General features: G+C 72.1%; 13 protein-coding genes. 8 read left to right on the top strand and 5 right to left on the bottom strand.

Annotated features, from left to right (window positions below; genetic code table 11):
• Positions 1 to 148: 148 nt before the first annotated feature.
• Both ACFVXE_RS28405 and ACFVXE_RS28400 read right to left on the bottom strand, forming a co-directional pair.
• Positions 149 to 1,726, bottom strand: a complete 1,578-nt coding sequence (locus ACFVXE_RS28405) for an NADH-ubiquinone oxidoreductase-F iron-sulfur binding region domain-containing protein (RefSeq protein WP_389675356.1) — start codon at positions 1,724 to 1,726, stop codon at positions 149 to 151.
• The gene (locus tag ACFVXE_RS28400) at positions 1,723 to 3,003 is read right to left on the bottom strand and encodes a hypothetical protein (RefSeq protein ID WP_389675354.1); all 1,281 of its coding nucleotides are present in this window, start codon (positions 3,001 to 3,003) and stop codon (positions 1,723 to 1,725) included. The genes ACFVXE_RS28405 and ACFVXE_RS28400 overlap by 4 nt, the downstream gene beginning before the upstream one ends.
• 407 nt (positions 3,004 to 3,410) lie before the next feature.
• Here ACFVXE_RS28400 and leuS point away from each other — a divergent pair, with 407 nt between their 5' ends.
• The 5 genes from leuS (at position 3,411) to ACFVXE_RS28375 (ending at position 12,112) form a co-directional block, all read left to right on the top strand.
• Entirely contained in the window at positions 3,411 to 6,284 is a 2,874-nt protein-coding gene (gene leuS / locus ACFVXE_RS28395; RefSeq protein ID WP_389675353.1) for a leucine--tRNA ligase, read from the top strand.
• A gap of 151 nt (positions 6,285 to 6,435) precedes the next feature.
• Positions 6,436 to 7,152 carry a hypothetical protein gene (locus tag ACFVXE_RS28390; RefSeq protein ID WP_389675351.1) on the top strand — a complete coding sequence of 239 codons (717 nt, stop codon included), beginning with the start codon at positions 6,436 to 6,438 and terminating at the stop codon, positions 7,150 to 7,152.
• A gap of 317 nt (positions 7,153 to 7,469) precedes the next feature.
• Complete coding sequence (locus ACFVXE_RS28385) at positions 7,470 to 8,315, top strand: DegV family protein (protein WP_389675349.1); 846 nt, start codon at positions 7,470 to 7,472, stop codon at positions 8,313 to 8,315.
• 471 nt (positions 8,316 to 8,786) lie between these two features.
• Positions 8,787 to 9,506: a helix-hairpin-helix domain-containing protein gene (locus ACFVXE_RS28380; RefSeq protein WP_389675347.1), complete on the top strand. Its 720-nt coding sequence runs from the start codon at positions 8,787 to 8,789 to the stop codon at positions 9,504 to 9,506.
• A complete protein-coding gene (locus tag ACFVXE_RS28375; protein ID WP_389675345.1) occupies positions 9,503 to 12,112 on the top strand; it encodes a ComEC/Rec2 family competence protein in 2,610 nt (869 codons plus the stop codon). Before ACFVXE_RS28380 ends, ACFVXE_RS28375 begins: the two co-directional genes overlap by 4 nt.
• 344 nt (positions 12,113 to 12,456) lie before the next feature.
• Here the strand turns inward: ACFVXE_RS28375 and ACFVXE_RS28370 are convergent, their stop codons facing one another.
• Positions 12,457 to 12,912, bottom strand: coding sequence for a pyridoxamine 5'-phosphate oxidase family protein (locus ACFVXE_RS28370; RefSeq protein WP_389675344.1), 456 nt, complete (start codon positions 12,910 to 12,912; stop codon positions 12,457 to 12,459).
• Between the two features lie 265 nt (positions 12,913 to 13,177).
• Between ACFVXE_RS28370 and ACFVXE_RS28365 the strand changes: the two genes are divergently transcribed.
• Both ACFVXE_RS28365 and ACFVXE_RS28360 read left to right on the top strand, forming a co-directional pair.
• On the top strand, positions 13,178 to 14,077 hold the full coding sequence (locus ACFVXE_RS28365) for an arylamine N-acetyltransferase (RefSeq protein ID WP_389675343.1): 900 nt from the start codon (positions 13,178 to 13,180) through the stop codon (positions 14,075 to 14,077).
• A 185-nt stretch (positions 14,078 to 14,262) separates the two neighbouring features.
• Positions 14,263 to 15,147 carry a YceI family protein gene (locus ACFVXE_RS28360; protein ID WP_389675342.1) on the top strand — a complete coding sequence of 295 codons (885 nt, stop codon included), beginning with the start codon at positions 14,263 to 14,265 and terminating at the stop codon, positions 15,145 to 15,147.
• A 32-nt stretch (positions 15,148 to 15,179) separates the two neighbouring features.
• On the opposite strand, the gene ACFVXE_RS28355 is transcribed toward ACFVXE_RS28360, so the two are convergent.
• Positions 15,180 to 15,425, bottom strand: a complete 246-nt coding sequence (locus ACFVXE_RS28355) for a hypothetical protein (RefSeq protein ID WP_389675340.1) — start codon at positions 15,423 to 15,425, stop codon at positions 15,180 to 15,182.
• Between the two features lie 83 nt (positions 15,426 to 15,508).
• On the opposite strand from ACFVXE_RS28355, the gene holA reads away from it, so the two are divergent.
• Positions 15,509 to 16,498, top strand: a complete 990-nt coding sequence (holA, locus tag ACFVXE_RS28350) for a DNA polymerase III subunit delta (RefSeq protein WP_389675339.1) — start codon at positions 15,509 to 15,511, stop codon at positions 16,496 to 16,498.
• A gap of 305 nt (positions 16,499 to 16,803) precedes the next feature.
• On the opposite strand, the gene rpsT is transcribed toward holA, so the two are convergent.
• Positions 16,804 to 17,070 carry a 30S ribosomal protein S20 gene (gene rpsT / locus ACFVXE_RS28345; RefSeq protein WP_389675337.1) on the bottom strand — a complete coding sequence of 89 codons (267 nt, stop codon included), beginning with the start codon at positions 17,068 to 17,070 and terminating at the stop codon, positions 16,804 to 16,806.
• Between the last annotated feature and the right edge of the window lie 33 nt (positions 17,071 to 17,103).

The raw sequence follows: 17,103 nt of genomic DNA, 5'->3' as shown, positions 1-17,103 counted from the left end.
TTTTTTTTCTTTTTTTGTTTTTTTTTTTTGGTTTTTCTGGGTGTGTTTGTGTTTTTGTTTTACTTTTTTTATTTTAAGTTTAGTCCCTCTGTGATTTCCTAGGTTGTGGCTTCGCGGGCACGGACCCCCCGCTTCTTGGCTGTGCGAGTCAACTGCGGCCGCTGCCGAGAGCCTTCCGTCCGGTGCCCGGCGGCAGCGCGGGACGTTCCGCCGGTGCCTGCTCGATGCGGAGTGCCAGCGCGGGGCAGCGGCTCACGGCACGCTGGGCGCGTCCCCGCAGATGCATCGGAACCGCGGCGTCCGCGAGCGCGGGATACCCGTCGGGGCCCAGTCTGATCAGCTCCGGGACGATGTCCGCACAGAGCCCGTGGCCCTTGCAGAGCGTCCAGTCCACCGCCAGCTTCTCGCCGCTCGGAATGGACTCCTCCAGGTCCTGGTAGCCGGGCGCCGGCAGCGGGAGGACGCCGAGCGTCTCCCGGCCGCAGCCGCCGTCCAGGACGTGGGCCGCCAGGTCGTCCGTGAACGCGGACAGGGTCGATGTCAGGAAGCGGGCCGAGCCGTCCGGATGCTTGCAGGCTCCCCGGCCCTTCACCGCCTGGGTCACCTCGCGCAACGCCTCCAGGGCCGCGGGCCCGCCCCCGTGCAGCACGTCGGAGAGTCCGCCCGCGGCGGCCGGCAGCCCCAGCTTGCAGGGGCCGCACTGACCCGCGGTCTCGGCGGCCAGCCAGTTCGCGATCCGCAACGACTCGCCGAGCGGGCAGGTCTCGGGCCCGATCGGCAGGATCGCGCCGGCGCCCAGGGCGCCGCCCGCCGCCGCCAGGGAAGCCCGGGACACCACCGCGTCGTGGCAGGCCATCGCGTCGATCCAGTTGCCGTGGTAACCGCCGGTCAGCACGCCCTGGGGCAGCGGCGGCGCGCCGGCCAGCTGCAGCACGTACCGCAGCGGCACACCGGTGGGCACCTCGATGACCATCGGGCGGGCGACGGCGCCGGAGAGGGTGAGCAGCACGGTGCCGGGCTCGTCGGGAAGGCCGGTGTGACCGTAGCGGCGGGCGCCGATCCGGGCGGCGACGGCGAGCTGTGCGTACGTCTCCGCGTTCGACAGCAGCGTCGGGGCGCCGCCCACCCCCGACTCCGCCGCTCGTTCGCGACGGCCCGGCGGCAGGGCGGGACCGCCGGCCGCGGCCCTGATGACGGCCGACGCCTCGCCGGAGACCATCCGCTCGGGAGTGCGCACCACACGGGCGCGCAGCTGCCGCCCGCGCCGGTCGGACAGACCCCGCTCGGCGAGGGCGGCGCGTATGGAGATCTCCGTGGAGTTACGGGTGACCGCGACGATCAGTGTGCGGGCGCCGAGCGCCTCCGCCGCCAGGAGGGCACCGTCCAGGATGAGGTGCGGCGCGCGGTTGAGCAGGACGGTGTCCTTGCGGCAGGCGGGCTCGCCCTCGCTGCCGTTGATCACGACGACCGGGCGGACCCCGCGCCGGATGGACGCCTTGGCGACCGCCCGCAGTTTCTTGCCGAACGGAAAGCCGGCGCCGCCGCGGCCGCGCAGCGAGATGGTTTCGGCCAGTTCGGCCAGACGCTCTCCGGTCATCGGCTCCAGCGGTCCGTGCACCTTCAGATGCATGGTGAGGTCGAGCCGCTCCACCAGGTCGAACCCGGTGGTGAGCTGAGGGAGGCCGACGACGCGGACCTCCGGCACATCGGGGAGGGGGAGATTCACGGTCGGTCTCCTGCGGGTGCCTGCCAGGGTTCTCCGGCAGGGGGTGGGTAGAGCGGCCCCGGCAGTGGCGCGGTCTCGTCGACGGCGGGCAGCGGGCCGGTCGGACCATCGGCTGCGTACGGGTCGTACGGGTGCTCCTGCGCGGGCTCGTACGGGGGACGGAACGCCTGGGCCGGCGGCGAGGGTGACGGGGCGGGCCAGCGGCCGGCCGGCTGCTGGGGACCCGGTCCCGGGACCGTGGTCCCGGCCGCCCGGGAGACGGCTCGGTACCCGGCCGATATCCCCGGGCCGCGGCCGGAGCGGACGGGCCCCGTGTCCGCCATGGGATCGGTCCCGTGACTGATGTCCAGGCGGTCGGAGCTGCGGGGCGGTGCCTCGTACAGCGGCGGGGCGGGGGCGGCGAAGGGCATCCGCAGGGGGGCGGGCGGCGACGGCAGCGCGCCGCCGGACGGCTCCCGGCCCAGCACGTCCCGGACCCCGTACGACCGGCTGCGGTCCTCCCGGCTCAGCGGATCCGCGCGGTCCGCGCCGGGCGGCCGGGATTCCCGAAGCGCCGGGTCCGGTTCGGCGGGGAGCGCGTCCGGCCTGATCAGAGCGGTGATCAGACCGGCGATCCGGCGCTTCGCCGGGGGCGGCAGACGGCGCAGGCACAGGGCCGCGGCCACCGCGAGCAGCGACAGGCTGTACATCACGACGACCCAGGTCGCGGGCGGCCTGCCCGCGTACAGCCCGTGGACCAGCGCGGTGCACCAGGCCGGATAGGACAGAGCGTGCAGGGCGCGCCAGCGGCCGGCCGTCCGGCCGGGGGTGGCGAAGGCGCTGCGCATCGCGCCGGTCGCGGCGGCCACCACCATCAGCAGCCCGGCCAGTGAGCCGAAGCCGATCAGCCCCGCCGTCCCGTGCACCCCGAGACCGAAGGGGACGAGGGCACCGAGCAGCGCCACGTGTCCCAGCGTGACCTTCACGGTGACGTGCAGAAGGAGGAACCCGAGCGAGGCGGAGGCGGCGGCCCGGTGGATGCCCTGGCCGAGCAGGCGCTGCCGCGAGGAGAGGAGCAGCCGGTCGGTGGCGATCAGGCCCCAGGCCACGGCTGCGGTGAGCGAGACCAGCGACAGTACGCCGGTCGTGAAGTCGAGTGCGGCGCGCAAGTCGTCGCTCCCTGCGACGGCGAGCAGAGGGATGAGAACCAGCACGGCGACGGTCAGCCCGCCCTGTACCGGGCGGCTCGGTCCGGCGCTCAAGGTGGGGGATGAGCGGATCTTGCGATGAGGGTTCATTGGGGCAACTCCGAATGGTTCGGCAAAGCGGTCCCGTTGCCGCATGCTAAGTCGCTCCATACCGGCCAGTACGAGGTTTGAGCGGTTGCCCCGATACAGGGCGGTACGCGGAGTAACCACTGCTTCCCGGACGTTCTGCAGCCGCCTGATGTCCGCCCCGCAGCGGGCTTCCCCGCACCGCTCCCTCCGGACGCCGTCCGCGGAGCGGAAGTGCCCGGCTGGGCTCCGGGCCCGTGCGGTACCCTGACGCCATGCGTGCCGTACGCCTTCTGCTTAGCGAGCCGCGCTGATCAGTCCCGACCGGTGAACATGCCTGGTTGGAATCGGCGCGGCGTCCCCTCCTGTGCGAGGGGCTTTTTCGTTTCCGTAAGCGCTGGCAGATGACGATCGATGGAGCTTTGAGGATCATGAGCGAGACGAATTCCGCAGTCGACGTGGCTGCGCCGCACCGCTACACGGCGGCGATGGCTGCCGACATCGAGGCACGCTGGCAGGACTTCTGGGACGCCCACGGCACGTACGAGGCGCCGAACCCGACCGGTGACCTGGCGGACGACCCGGAGCTGGCCGCCAAGCCGAAGAAGTTCATCATGGACATGTTCCCGTACCCCTCGGGTGCGGGCCTGCACGTCGGTCACCCGCTGGGCTACATCGCCACCGATGTCTTCGCCCGCCACCAGCGCATGACCGGGCACAACGTGCTGCACACCCTGGGCTTCGACGCCTTCGGCCTGCCGGCCGAGCAGTACGCCGTACAGACCGGGACGCACCCGCGCGCCTCCACCGAGGCCAACATGGTCAACATGAAGTCCCAGCTGCGCCGGCTGGGACTGGGCCACGACAAGCGCCGCTCGTTCGCGACGATCGAGGCGGACTACTACAAGTGGACCCAGTGGATCTTCCTGCAGATCTTCAACTCCTGGTACGACACCGAGGCGGACAGGGCGCGTCCGATCGCCGACCTGGTCGCGCAGTTCGAGAACGGTGAACGCCCGACCCCGGACGGCCGCGACTGGAGCGCGCTGAGCGCAGCCGAGCGCGCCGACGTGCTGGGCGGGTACCGCCTGGCGTACGCCTCCGACGCGCCCGTCAACTGGTCGCCCGGGCTGGGCACCGTGCTGGCCAACGAGGAGGTGACGGCCGACGGCCGTTCCGAGCGGGGCAACTTCCCTGTCTTCAAGGCCAAGCTGCGCCAGTGGAACATGCGCATCACCGCCTACGCCGACCGGCTGCTGAACGACCTGGACGGGCTGGACTGGCCCGAGGCGATCAAGCTGCAGCAGCGCAACTGGATCGGGCGTTCAGAAGGCGCGCGTGTCGACTTCCCGGTCGACGGTGCCGGTGACATCACCGTCTTCACCACCCGCCAGGACACCCTGTTCGGCGCCACCTACATGGTGCTGGCGCCGGAGCACGACCTGGTGGAGCGGATCATTCCGGCCGCCTGGCCCGAGGGCACCCACCCGGTGTGGACCGGCGGGCACGCGTCCCCGGCGGAGGCCGTCACCGCGTACCGCAAGCAGGCCGCCGCCAAGTCCGACGTGGAGCGGCAGGCCGAGGCCAAGGACAAGACCGGCGTCTTCACCGGCGCGTACGCGACCAACCCGGTCAGCGGCGAAAAGGTGCCCGTCTTCATCGCCGACTACGTCCTGATGGGCTACGGCACCGGCGCGATCATGGCCGTACCGGCGCACGACGCGCGTGACTTCGCGTTCGCGCGCGCCTTCGAGCTGCCGATGCGCTGCGTCGTCGAGCCGTCGGACGACCGCGGTACGGACGCCTCCACGTGGGAGGACGCGTTCGCCTCGTACGACGCGAAGCTGGTCAACTCCGCGAGCGACGAGATCTCGCTGGACGGCCTGGGTGTCGTCGAAGCCAAGGCGAAGATCACCGAGTGGCTGCGGGTGAAGGGCCTGGGCGAGGGAACCGTCAACTTCCGGCTGCGCGACTGGCTGTTCAGCCGTCAGCGCTACTGGGGCGAGCCCTTCCCGATCGTGTACGACGAGGACGGCATCGCCCACCCGCTGCCCGAGTCGATGCTGCCGCTGGAGCTGCCGGAGGTCGACGACTACTCGCCGCGCACCTTCGACCCGGAGGACGCCGACACCCAGCCCGAGACCCCGCTGTCCCGGAACGCCGACTGGGTCAACGTCACGCTGGACCTGGGTGACGGCAACGGCCCGAAGAAGTACCGCCGCGAGACCAACACCATGCCCAACTGGGCCGGTTCCTGCTGGTACGAGCTGCGTTACCTGGACCCGAACAACGACCGTCAGCTGGTCGACCCGGCGATCGAGCAGTACTGGATGGGCCCGCGCGAGGGGCAGCCGACCGGTGGCGTCGACCTGTACGTCGGCGGCGCCGAGCACGCCGTACTGCACCTGCTGTACGCCCGCTTCTGGTCCAAGGTGCTGCACGACCTGGGGCACGTCTCGTCCGCCGAGCCGTTCCACAAGCTGTACAACCAGGGCATGATCCAGGCCTTCGTCTACCGGGACAGCCGCGGCATCGCGGTCCCGGCGGCCGAGGTCGAGGAGCGCGACGGAGCGTTCTACCACCAGGGCGAGAAGGTCAGCCGTGTCCTGGGCAAGATGGGCAAGTCGCTGAAGAACGCCGTCACGCCCGACGAGATCTGCGCCGAGTACGGGGCGGACACGCTGCGCCTGTACGAGATGGCGATGGGTCCGCTGGACGTGTCGCGGCCGTGGGACACGCGCGCCGTCGTCGGCCAGTACCGGCTGCTGCAGCGGCTGTGGCGCAACATCGTCGACGAGGAGACCGGTGAGGTCACCGTCGTGGACGCCGAGCCCGACGAGGACACCCTGCGGGCGCTGCACAAGGCCATCGACGGCGTCGGTCAGGACATGGCGGGTATGCGCTTCAACACCGCGATCGCCAAGGTCACCGAGGTGAACAACCACCTGACCAAGGTGGGCGGCCCGCTGTCGCGCTCGGTGGCCGAGCGGCTGGTGCTGCTGGTCGCGCCGCTGGCGCCGCACATCGCCGAGGAGCTGTGGCGTCGGCTGGGCCACACCGAGTCGGTCGTGCACCAGGACTTCCCGGTCGCCGACCCGGCATACGTGGTGGACGAGACCGTGACCTGCGTCGTACAGATCAAGGGCAAGGTCAGGGCGCGACTGGAGATCTCGCCGTCGATCTCGGACGCGGAGCTGGAGGCGCTGGCCCTGGCCGACCCGGCAGTCGTCGCGGCGCTGGACGGGGCGGGGATCCGCAAGGTGATCGTGCGGGCGCCGAAGCTGGTCAACATCGTCCCCGCGTGACGGTCCCGGTCCACGGGCCGGCCGCCGGCTGTCGTCCGGTGGTGTGAGGGTTTCCCCTACGGGCAGGTTGGGGGTTCCGATGGAACCCGCGGCCTGCCCGTTCCGTTTACCGTTGAGAGGCTGGTAGCCGAATCGACATCCAAGGGGCGTCATGGAAGCCGTGATCCTGATCCTGGGGCTGCTCATCGTCGCGTTCATGGCCCTCGGTGTGTATGTGACCGTCAAGGTCGTCGGCGCCGCCAAGCGGGGCGTGGACCGCACGATCACGCAGGCGCGTCGCACCGTCGAGGACGGCGCGCTGCGGGCGAAGAGCTTCGGCCAGAGTGGTGTGGCCGGGGAGCTGGCGCAGATGCGGCTCGCGCTGCGTACGTCGATGCGCTCCACGCAGGAGGCGTTGCAGGCGGGGGTGGCCGAGGACGCCTCCCTTTCGGAGTCGGTGGGACTGTTCCACCGCCTGAGCGCGCACGGGCGGGAACTCGACGAGGAACTGAAGCGGCTGGAGCGCGAGCCCGACCGGGCGACGGTCGCCACGCTGCTGCCGGGGCTGAAGCAGCGTACGAAGCGCATCACGCACTCCGCGGATTCCTTGCGCTGGGCCGCTCGTGACCGGGCTCGCCGGTTCGCCGACGACGACCTGGAGGCGCTGAACACGCAGATCGATGTGGAGGCGGGGGCGCTGCGGCACTGGACCGTGGAGGAACCCTCGGCGGGTGCGGCACCGCATGCCGGCGCAGACCGGAGCGGAGCAGGGCGGATGCGGGGCGCGCCGGTCGGTCAGGAGGGGCCGGAGGCACTCACGGCTCGGGACCCGCGGCTGGAGACCGGCCATCCGTGGCAGAAGGCCGCGCGACCCGAGCCCACGAACTGAGGCGACGAGCTGAGGCGACAGAGCGGCCCACGGGGGTGCTTCAGTGCTGCGGGGCGGGGCCGCAGAAGGTGTCACAGGTCCGCACGAGAGGTGATCGTGGCCCTCGGGCCCTCGGGGCGCACGCGGGCGGTCGGTGGGCCACGGAAGCGCAGGTACGGTGGCTGGAGGATTCCCGGCGGGCGGCGTCCGACGGCTACCGGGCCGGGTTCGCATCGGAGTGACTGGTGATGCCAGGATGCGATCCGAAGCGATCGGAAGCGATCACTGGGTCGGGGTCGGACTGCCGAGCCGCCGCCGCGGCAGGTAACCTCCCGGTCATGTCCCGCCATGTCGCCATCGTCACCGATTCCACGGCCTACCTGCCGCCCCAGGCGATGGAGCGGCATGGCATCACAGCAGTGCCCCTGACCGTCGTACTGGGCGACCAGGCGTTGGAGGAGGGCACCGAGATCTCGGCCCGCTCGCTCGCGCTGGCGCTCCAGAAGCGGCGCCCCGTGACGACGTCCAGGCCCAGTCCCGAGGTCTTCGCCGCCGCGTACCGGGCAGCGGCCGAGGCGGGCGCTGGTGCCGTCGTCTCGCTGCATCTGTCGGCGGAGTTCTCCGGCACGTACGACGCCGCGCTGCTCGCCGCGAAGGACGCCCCGGTGCCTGTACGGGTGGTGGACAGCGGCATGGTGGCCATGGCTCTGGGATTCTGCGCGCTGGCGGCCGCCGAGGTGTCGGAGGCGGGCGGCACCGTGGAGGATGCGGTCGCCGCCGCCGAGAAGCGGGCCGCGGACACCTCCGCGTATTTCTACGTCGACACGCTGGACTACCTCCGTCGCGGCGGACGCATCGGCACGGCTCAGGCCCTGCTGGGTTCGGCGCTCGCGGTGAAACCGCTGCTGCAGCTGGACGGTGGCAGGATCGAGCTGCTGGAGAAGGTGCGGACGGCCTCGAAGGCGATCGCGCGCCTTGAGGAGATCGTCGCCGAGCGGGCGGGCACCGGCCGGGTGGACATCGCCGTGCACCACCTGGCGGCGCCCGATCGGGCCGAGCGGCTGGCCGAGCGGCTGCGTGTGCGGGTTCCGGGGCTGGTCGATCTGCATGTCAGCGAGGTGGGTGCGGTAATCGGCGCGCACACCGGCCCGGGTCTGCTGGGAGCAGTGGTCTCACCGCGCTGATCTCACCCTCCGGAGTGAGCGGGTTATCCACAACCGGCTTGTTTTCCACCGTTGTCGGGGCTGTTCAGCGAGTTTTCGCGCGGATGTCTAGCGTCGTGAGGCATGGCTCTCCGATCACATCGTGCAAGCAGCGGAAGCGGACCCGGTCGCGCTGCGGCCCCGGAGGTACGCGCCCGGCGCAGGTCCGGTGCGGGCACCGGCCCCGGCCCTGGACCCGGCGCGGCCACCGGACCCGGGCACCGAGGCCGCTCGCGAGGGCGTGCCGCGATCGTCGCCGCAGCGTCGCGGCGACGCGCGGACGCCCTCATGGGCGGGGCGTACGGAGGGCCTGCGGACCGGCCCGCGGAGACGGCGTCGCCGCCCCCGTCCCCCGCCCCGGCGGTTGCCGACCCGGGGGAGGCCGAGCAGTCCGGCGCGCGCGGGCGGACGGCGGAGCGGCTTCCGGCAGCGCCGGGACGCCGGGAGCGTGTGATGCCCGCGGTGCGGGAGCGGCTGCCGTTGTGGCTGCAGCTCAGATGCGGGCTGGAGCCGAGGACCCTTGCCGCGCTCACCGTCGTCCTGGTCGCCGCCGCGGTTTTCGCCGCGTTCCATTTCTGGTCCGCACGGCCCCGTTCCGTACGTGCTCCCGATCCGGTCGGAGCAGTCGCGCACACCCCGGTGGCGGACTCGGCCACGGATCCTGTCCGTACCCCCGAACCGGCACCTGGAGTGCCGCCCGGAGGTCCGCCCACCGGCGGATCGGGTGAGCGCATCGTCGTCGACGTCGGCGGCAAGGTGCGGCGGCCGGGCATCTATCCCTTGCCGTCCGGTGCGCGGGTCGCCGACGCGCTGCGGGCCGCGGGCGGGGTCAGGACCGGAGTGGATCTCACCGGGCTCAACCGGGCACGGGTGCTCGTGGACGGGGAGCAGGTCGTGGTCGGCGCGCCACCCGGCGGGCCCGGTCCCGTCGCTCCGGGAGGGGCAGTCCCCGGTGCGGCTGCCACGGGTGGCACCGGGGCCGGCCCCATCGGCCTCAACACCGCGACCGTCGAACAGCTGGACACGCTGCCCGGTGTCGGTCCGGTTCTCGCCCAGCACATCGTCGACTACCGCGCACAACACGGCGGCTTCCGGTCCGTCGACGAACTCCGTGAGGTCAACGGGATCGGTGACCGCCGTTTCGCCGATCTCCAGCCGTTGGTGCGGCCATGAGCGGCCAGGTCGTCGCACCGGATGTTGTCCTCCCCGACGACGTTCACAGGGCGTCCGGCCGACGGCTGGGTGCCTCGGACCCGCGGCAGGAGGGCCCGGCCGACCTGCGGCTGGTCCCGCCGGCTCTCGCCGCCTGGGCGGCCGCCGCGCTCGCCGTGGGCGCGCCGGTGCGCCGTACGGCCTTGGGGACGCTGCTCTGCCTCATCGCGGCCCTGGTGCTCCTGGCCGTGTCTCGGATCCCGGCCGCCCACGCAACGCGCGCCCGGCCGGGAGACCGCGCGGACGGCGCGGGCGGTGGTGACGGCGGGAACGGCGCGGCGCGGGACCGACGCCGGCTGCACGCCACCGCGGCGGCCGCGGTACTGCTCTGCGCGGCGGCCGGAGCGATGTCGGCCGGACTCCGTACCGCCGACGTACGGCAGGGGCCGGTGCCCGGTCTGGCCCGCCGCTTCGCGAGGGTCGACGCGGACGTGACGGTCATCTCCGACGCACGCCCGACCCGGCCCCAGGTCCACGGTGACCACAGCGCCCCGGCCGCCTTCCTCCTGGACGCCGAGATCACCCGACTCACCGCACCCGGCAGCGTCGTCACGGGGCTCCGCACCCCGGTGCTGCTCATCGTGGAGCCCGGCGCATCGAAGGCGCGGTGGCAACAGCTGCTGCCCTCCACGAGGCTGCATCTGACGGGGCGCCTCGCGCCGCCGCTGCACAGCGGTGAGCGCACCGTCGCCGCCCTGCGGCCTGACGGCAAGGGGCCACCCCGGGTCACCGGGCCGCCCATCCGCCTTCAGCGCATCGCGGGTGGGCTGCGCGCCGGGCTCCGCAGGGCGACGCGGCGACTGGACCCCGACGCGCGGGCGCTGTTGCCGGGGCTGGTCGTCGGCGACACGTCACGGGTCACCCCCGAACTGCACGATGCGTTCCGAGCGGCCGACCTCACCCATCTGATGGCGGTCTCCGGTGGCAATCTGGCAACCCTGCTCGTGCTGTTCATCGGTCCGGCCGGCACCGCGCTCAGGGCCGAACGCCGCGGTCTGGCGCCCAGGCTGGGGATCTCGCTGCGTGCGACCGCGTTGCTCGGCGGCGGCCTCACCGTTGCGTTCGTCCTGGTGTGCCGTCCGGAGCCGAGCGTGCTGCGCGCCGCGGTCTGCGGACTGATCACGCTGCTCGCCATCGGCACAGGGCGCCGCCGCTCGCTGATCCCCGCGCTGGCCGCCGCCGTTCTGCTGCTCGTGCTGTACGACCCCTGGCTGGCGCGTAGTTACGGCTTCATCCTCTCCGTCCTGGCGACCGGCGCGATGCTCACGGTCGCGCCGCGATGGAGCGAGGCGCTGCAACGCCGGCGGGTGCCGCCCAGGTTCGCCGAAGCGCTGGCCGCGGCGGCCGCGGCGCAGGCGCTGTGCGCACCCGTTGTCGTGGTGCTCGCCTCACGGGTCAGCCTGGTGGCGATCCCGTGCAATCTGCTGGCCGAGTTCGCGGTGGCACCGGCCACCGTTCTCGGGTTCGCCGCGCTCGCCCTGGCACCGGTGGCCATGCCGGTGGCCGAACTGTCGGCCCGGATCGCGGGCCGGCCCGCCGGGTGGATCGCCTACGTGGCCCGCACCGGAGCCGCCCTGCCCGGCGCGGAGGCCGGCTGGCCCGACGGCTGGCGGGGAGCGGCGCTGCTGGCCGCCCTGACAGCCGTCGCGGCGCTGTCCGCCCGCCGCCTGGCGCGCCATCCCTGGGTCTGTTCGGCCGCCGCGCTGCTGCTGGTGCTCATGGTGCTCCGACCGGTGCCGCTCACCCGGGTGCTGACCGGATGGCCGCCACCGGGCTGGGAGTTCGTGATGTGCGATGTGGGCCAGGGCGACGCCATGGTGCTCGCGGCGGGAGGCGGTGAGGCGGTCGTCATCGACACCGGCCCCGATCCGCGGCTCGCCGACCGCTGCCTGCGCGATCTCGGCGTCACCCGGATTCCGCTGCTGCTGCTGACACACTTCCACGCGGATCATGTCCGCGGCCTGCCAGGCGTGTTGCGGGGCAGAGCGGTGGGCGTGATCCAGACGACGAGTCTGGACGAACCCCCGGACCAGGCGGTGTTCGTACGCAGAACGGCCGCCGCGGCGCGGGTGCCGGTGGTGCGGGCGGTGCCCGGTGAACGCCGCCGCGTCGGCCCGCTCGACTGGCGAGTCCTGTGGCCGGCGGCCGGGCCGGTGACAGGTGGCGTACCGGCGGGTCGGGTGACCGTGCCCCCCGTGCCGGAGGACCCGAACGACGCCAGCGTCACGCTGTTCGTCCGGACCGGAGGGCTGAGCCTGCTTCTCCTCGGAGACCTCGAACCCCTGGCTCAGCAAGGGCTGCTGCGCCAGTACCCGGCGTTGCCGCGGGTGGACGTCCTCAAGGTCGCCCACCATGGATCCGCCTACCAGGACCCCGAGTTGCTGCGCAGCACCCGTCCACGGCTCGCCCTGGTGAGCGTGGGCAGGGACAACCCGTACGGGCACCCGGCCGCCCGCACGGTCGAGGCGCTCAGGGCCGGGGGAGCGGTGGTCCTGCGTACCGACCTGGACGGCGCGATCGCGGTGACCGGAGCCGGTAAGCGGTTGCGAGCGCTCGGTCGATCATGACCCTGCCCGTCCCGCCCGTCCCGCCCGTTCCGCCTCACGCCGTCCGCCTGCGCGCCGCCGGATCCCGCGCGGTGCCGTCCTGCACCGGCCTCCGTACCGTTCCTCCCATTCGACCGCAGAACCCCCGTTCCCACCCCCACCCACCAGCAGAACTCGCGCCCACACACCACCACTCACTTCGACTCGGTGAACCGACAAGGCCCCCGTACCCCCCCCGCCCCCCCGCCCCCGCCCCCGCCCCCGCCCCCGCCCCCGCCCCCGCCCCCGCCCCCGCACCCCGCTCCCGCACCCCGCACCCCGGCCTCCGTGCCGATCCCCGGCCGGAGCCCTGGCGCCGCTCGGGGTCAGACCAGCCAGGTGCCGTCGGCCATGAGCTCGCGCTCGCTCAGTTCGTTCTCCTCCCGCCAGGCCCTGACCGCGTGCGGGGTGAAGCGGAGGTAGACCCAGGAGGTGCGGCCACGCAGATCCCAGTCGAGCTTCGCCGCGAAGGCGTCCCCCGACTCCGTCGCGAGATCCGCACCTTCCACGACCTCGGCGGCCGCGTCGATGAGCACCACATCGCGGGTGTGCCCCAGGCTGATCCTGGCCTGACCGGTCGGCGTCACATTGCGCGCGGTCGGGTTGGTGCGCCTGGTGGCCATCAGCAGCGTCCCGCGGTCCCACACGAACGACAGCGGTACCAGCGTCGGTGCGCCGTCCGCCGAAGCGGTCGCCACCCAGGCGTCCTCGTCCTTCTCCAAGCGGCCGAACACATCCTGCTTGCGCTGCTCCCGGCTGCGTGCCGGTTCCGGATTCGTCATGCCCCGCACGCTAGTGCTGTGACCGGAAAGGTTCACCGGCTCGCGCCGCCCGGCACGGCACCTCGCCGCGTTGTCGCATCACCCGAGTACATCCAGTACGCGGGCGATGCTCCGCCTTGCGATGCACCGCACCGGACGCCGCGAGCTTCCCGGCAAACCTTTCCGGTCACAGCACCAGCGAGTTCCCGCGGCCCGCTACCTCGGCCGGCGGTCCTAGGACCAGCGGCTCATGGTGTGAGGCGGTGTCGCGGGACAGACTTCCGCCATGGACCCGGAATCACCGAATACCGTCGATGCCTACCTGGACCGCATCGGTGCCCGGCGCCCCGCGCGTCCCGACGCCGCCGCTCTGCGCGAGCTGCAGTTGCGGCATCTCACCGCCGTGCCCTTCGAGAATCTCTCGGTCCACCGTGCCGAGGACATCGTGCTGGACGAGAAGGCGCTCCTGGACAAGGTGGTGGGGGACCGGCGCGGTGGATTCTGCTACGAACTCAACGGGGCCTTCGCCGCCCTGCTGCGGGCCCTCGGATTCCGCGTCAGCCTGCTCCAGGCGCGCGTCCACGGGGACGGCGGGCGGCTCGGTATTCCGTACGACCATCTGGCGCTGCGCGTCGGGACCGACGACGGCACCGGGCCCTGGCTCGCCGATGTCGGCTTCGGCGATCACGCGCATCACCCGCTCGTGCTCGGCGACCGCACGGACCAGGAGGACCCGCGCGGCACGTTCCGGATCAGGCGGGCGACCGATCCGACGGACGGCGACGGCGGCATGGCCGGGGACGGGGCGACGGCGGCACTCGGGACGGCGACCGCAGACGCGGTCACGGCCGCCGCCGGGGACCTCGACGTGCTGCGTGACGGGACACCGCAGTTCCGGCTGGACCAGCGGCCACGCGCTCTCGCGGACTTCCGGGCCGGCGCCTGGTACCACAGCACCTCGCCCGACTCCCATTTCACCCGGTCCCTGGTCTGCTCCCGGCTCACCGACGAGGGCAGGGTGACGCTGAGCGGCCGCACTCTCGTCATGACGGTGCGCGGCGAACGCCACGAGGTGCCGCTCGCGACGGACACCCAGGTGCTGACCGCCTACCGTGAACACTTCGGACTGCGTCCGGACCGGGTGCCCACCGTTCGGGCAACCGCCTTTTTCGGACGCAACGACTGACTCTCACAAGCGGAATTTCTAATTCGGACCTTCGGTAACACCTCTACCCAAGACCCGACCAGTGCCTCTGTTTGCCTCGAACACCCCAAGAGTGATCGAATGCATGATCGTCGGCGGGCCGCTGCTCCGACAACGACGTCCAGCCGCCAGGCCCCAAGGTGAATCTCCCCCGGGGGTACGTGAAGATGTTGGGCCGTTGGCTGGGAAGCAAGAAGGCGACGGGTGCCGCGCGAGGCAACCCCCTTGCGGGGCTCACGGTGCCGCGTACGGCGGGAGTCGTGAGCTGCCGGGTACTCGATCCGGTCAACGAGGTGGTCCAGCAGGCCGAGTTCGTGGTCACCGACAGTTCGGGCCGCAAGGTCGTCAGCGGTGAGACGGATCCCTTCGGGCATGTCATGGCCACTGTCCCGGCGGGCGACTACCGGCTGGCGGTCACGTCCGAGGGCTTCACCCCGTTCCATGGCTCGGTCACGGTCGTCGAGGACAGCCACGCCGGCCTCGGCGATGTGGTGCTCCAGCTCTCCGCGCCCCCGCAGCTGCCCGCCCCCGGTGACTGGGAGATCGAGCCGAACCACACGCAGATCGCGTTCACGGCCCGTCACATCGGGCTGGCCCGCATCCACGGGCGGTTCAACACATTCGCCGGTGCCGTACGCATCGCCGACCGTATGGAGGACTCCGCCATGCACGTGGTCATCGACGCCTCGTCGATCGACACCAACGTGCAGATGCGTGACGACCATCTGCGCTCCAGCGACTTCCTCGACGTAGGGCGCTACCCGACGCTGGAGTTCTACAGCGACCGTTTCGTCCACCGGGGCGGCACCCGCTGGGGCGTGAGCGGCGCGCTCACCCTGCACGGCGTCAGCCGTACGGTGACGCTGGACACGCAGTACCTCGGCCTCGGCAACGGTCTCGAGGGCGAGACCCGGGCGGCCTGCCGGGCCACGACCGAGCTGCACCGTGAGGACTTCACCCTCACCTGGCAGACCCTGCTGGCCCGGGGTATCGCGGTGGTCGGCCCCAGCATCGCCATCGATATGGACATCCAGATCGTTCCGAAGAGCTGAGTCCGGCACCGCTGCGGCGGGCGGGGCGCCCGTCAGGGCGCCTCCAGCCAGCCCTCGTACTCCGCCGCGAACGTGTCCAGTGCCGCAGAGTCCAGCCGGCCGGCCGGGTCCTCGACGACCACCAGCCACTGGGCGTCCTCGGCGTCGTCCTCGCCGGCCAGCGCGTCGCGTACGAGCTGGGGTTCCTCGTCGACGCCGAACCGGTCGGCGAGCTCCCCGGCCACCTCCTCCGCCGTGTCGCGGTCGGGCAGCACCAGCACATGTCTCACATCGCTCACCCGCCCATTCTCCGGCACCGGGCGCGGTGCCCCGACAGGCGTCGCAGCCGGGCTGTCAGTGGGGCGTGGGATGCTGGACGACGATGGCCACCAGAAGGAATTCCACCGACGACCCGCTCGCCCCTCTCACGCTCGCCGTGGGCCAGGAGGACCTCCTCCTCGACCGTGCGGTGCAGCAGGTGGTGGCGGCGGCCCGTGCGTCCGACGCCGACACGGACGTCCGCGACCTCACCTCCGACCAGCTCCAGCCGGGCACCCTCGCCGAGCTGACGAGCCCGTCGCTCTTCGCGGAGCGCAAGGTGGTGATCGTGCGCAACGCACAGGACCTCTCCGCCGACACGATCAAGGACGTCAAGGCGTACCTCGACGCGCCGGCCGAGGAGATCACCCTGGTTCTGCTGCACGCCGGCGGCGCCAAGGGCAAGGGGCTGCTGGACGCGGCGCGCAAGGCGGGTGCACGGGAGGTCGCGTGCCCCAGGACGACCAAGGCCGCCGAGCGGCTGTCGTTCGTACGCTCCGAATTCCGGGCACTGGGAAGATCGGCCACCCCCGAGGCGTGCCAGGCGCTGGTCGACTCCATCGGCAGTGACCTGCGGGAGCTGGCGAGCGCGGTCTCGCAGCTCGTCGCGGACGTCGAGGGCACGATCGACGAGGCGGTGGTCGGGCGCTACTACACCGGCCGCGCGGAGGCGTCCAGCTTCACGGTCGCCGACCGGGCGGTGGAGGGACGGGCGGCGGAGGCGCTGGAGGCGCTGCGCTGGTCGCTGTCGACCGGAGTGGCACCTGTCCTGATCACCAGTGCGCTTGCGCAGGGGGTCCGGGCGATCGGCAAGCTCTCCTCCGCGCGCGGAGGCCGGCCTGCGGATCTTGCGCGCGAGCTGGGCATGCCGCCATGGAAGATCGACCGGGTGCGACAGCAGATGCGGGGCTGGACGCCGGACGGGGTGGCGGTCGCACTGCGGGCCGTCGCGGACGCGGACGCGGGGGTCAAGGGCGGCGGGGACGACCCCGAGTACGCCCTCGAGAAGGCCGTCGTCGCTGTTGCGCGGGCTGCCAGGGCCGGGCGGCGGTAGGTCCCGCATTCCATACGGGGACCGGGAGCGTCGGTACAGGGACGTCTCTCCGATCCGGGACGCACGTGTCCGGAGCAGCCGGGTGCCGCCCCGGCCCCCCGTACGCGGAAACGGCCCGGGGACACACGCGGGTATGCCGAAGGCCCCGGCTCTCGCTCCGGGGAGAGCGGTGGCCGGGGCCTTCGGGTTCACACTTGGTGCGCCGCACCCGCGTGGCGAACGCAGGTTCGGTGTGCGGCGCGGGGTGCCGGGCAGGGGCGGGAGAGAGGGCCCGCTGATCCGTTCCGGCGTCTACATCAGAAAGCTCAGCCCTGGAGGGTGGCAACCTTGGAGGCCAGCGCCGACTTCTTGTTGGCGGCGGCGTTCTTGTGGATGACGCCCTTCGAGACAGCCTTGTCGAGCGCGCGCGAAGCGTCGCGAGCGGCCGTGGTGGCCTTCTCGACGTCGCCCGCTGCGGCAGCCTCACGGGCCTTGCGGATCGCGGTCTTGAGCGACGACTTGACGGCCTTGTTGCGCAGGCGCGCCTTCTCGTTCGTCTTGTTCCGCTTGATCTGGGACTTGATGTTCGCCACGAAAGAGCCTTTTCAGGTTCGTTGGATCTTCGA

Source organism: Streptomyces sp. NPDC058231 (assembly GCF_042882275.1).
Lineage (GTDB): Bacteria > Actinomycetota > Actinomycetes > Streptomycetales > Streptomycetaceae > Streptomyces.
The sequence above is the reverse complement of the archived record's forward strand: the minus strand, read 5'-3'. Positions and strand labels throughout refer to the sequence as shown.

What these genes read in the sequence shown, in the direction of transcription:
- ACFVXE_RS28400 (WP_389675354.1), bottom strand. Translation starts at nt 3,003, where the DNA reads ATGAACCCTCATCGCAAGATCCGCTCATCCCCCACCTTGAGCGCCGGA.
- ACFVXE_RS28365 (WP_389675343.1), top strand. Translation starts at nt 13,178, where the DNA reads ATGGACCCGGAATCACCGAATACCGTCGATGCCTACCTGGACCGCATC.
- leuS (WP_389675353.1), top strand. Translation starts at nt 3,411, where the DNA reads ATGAGCGAGACGAATTCCGCAGTCGACGTGGCTGCGCCGCACCGCTAC.
- ACFVXE_RS28380 (WP_389675347.1), top strand. Translation starts at nt 8,787, where the DNA reads ATGCCCGCGGTGCGGGAGCGGCTGCCGTTGTGGCTGCAGCTCAGATGC.
- ACFVXE_RS28390 (WP_389675351.1), top strand. Translation starts at nt 6,436, where the DNA reads ATGGAAGCCGTGATCCTGATCCTGGGGCTGCTCATCGTCGCGTTCATG.
- ACFVXE_RS28360 (WP_389675342.1), top strand. Translation starts at nt 14,263, where the DNA reads ATGTTGGGCCGTTGGCTGGGAAGCAAGAAGGCGACGGGTGCCGCGCGA.
- ACFVXE_RS28375 (WP_389675345.1), top strand. Translation starts at nt 9,503, where the DNA reads ATGAGCGGCCAGGTCGTCGCACCGGATGTTGTCCTCCCCGACGACGTT.
- ACFVXE_RS28370 (WP_389675344.1), bottom strand. Translation starts at nt 12,912, where the DNA reads ATGACGAATCCGGAACCGGCACGCAGCCGGGAGCAGCGCAAGCAGGAT.
- ACFVXE_RS28385 (WP_389675349.1), top strand. Translation starts at nt 7,470, where the DNA reads ATGTCCCGCCATGTCGCCATCGTCACCGATTCCACGGCCTACCTGCCG.
- holA (WP_389675339.1), top strand. Translation starts at nt 15,509, where the DNA reads ATGGCCACCAGAAGGAATTCCACCGACGACCCGCTCGCCCCTCTCACG.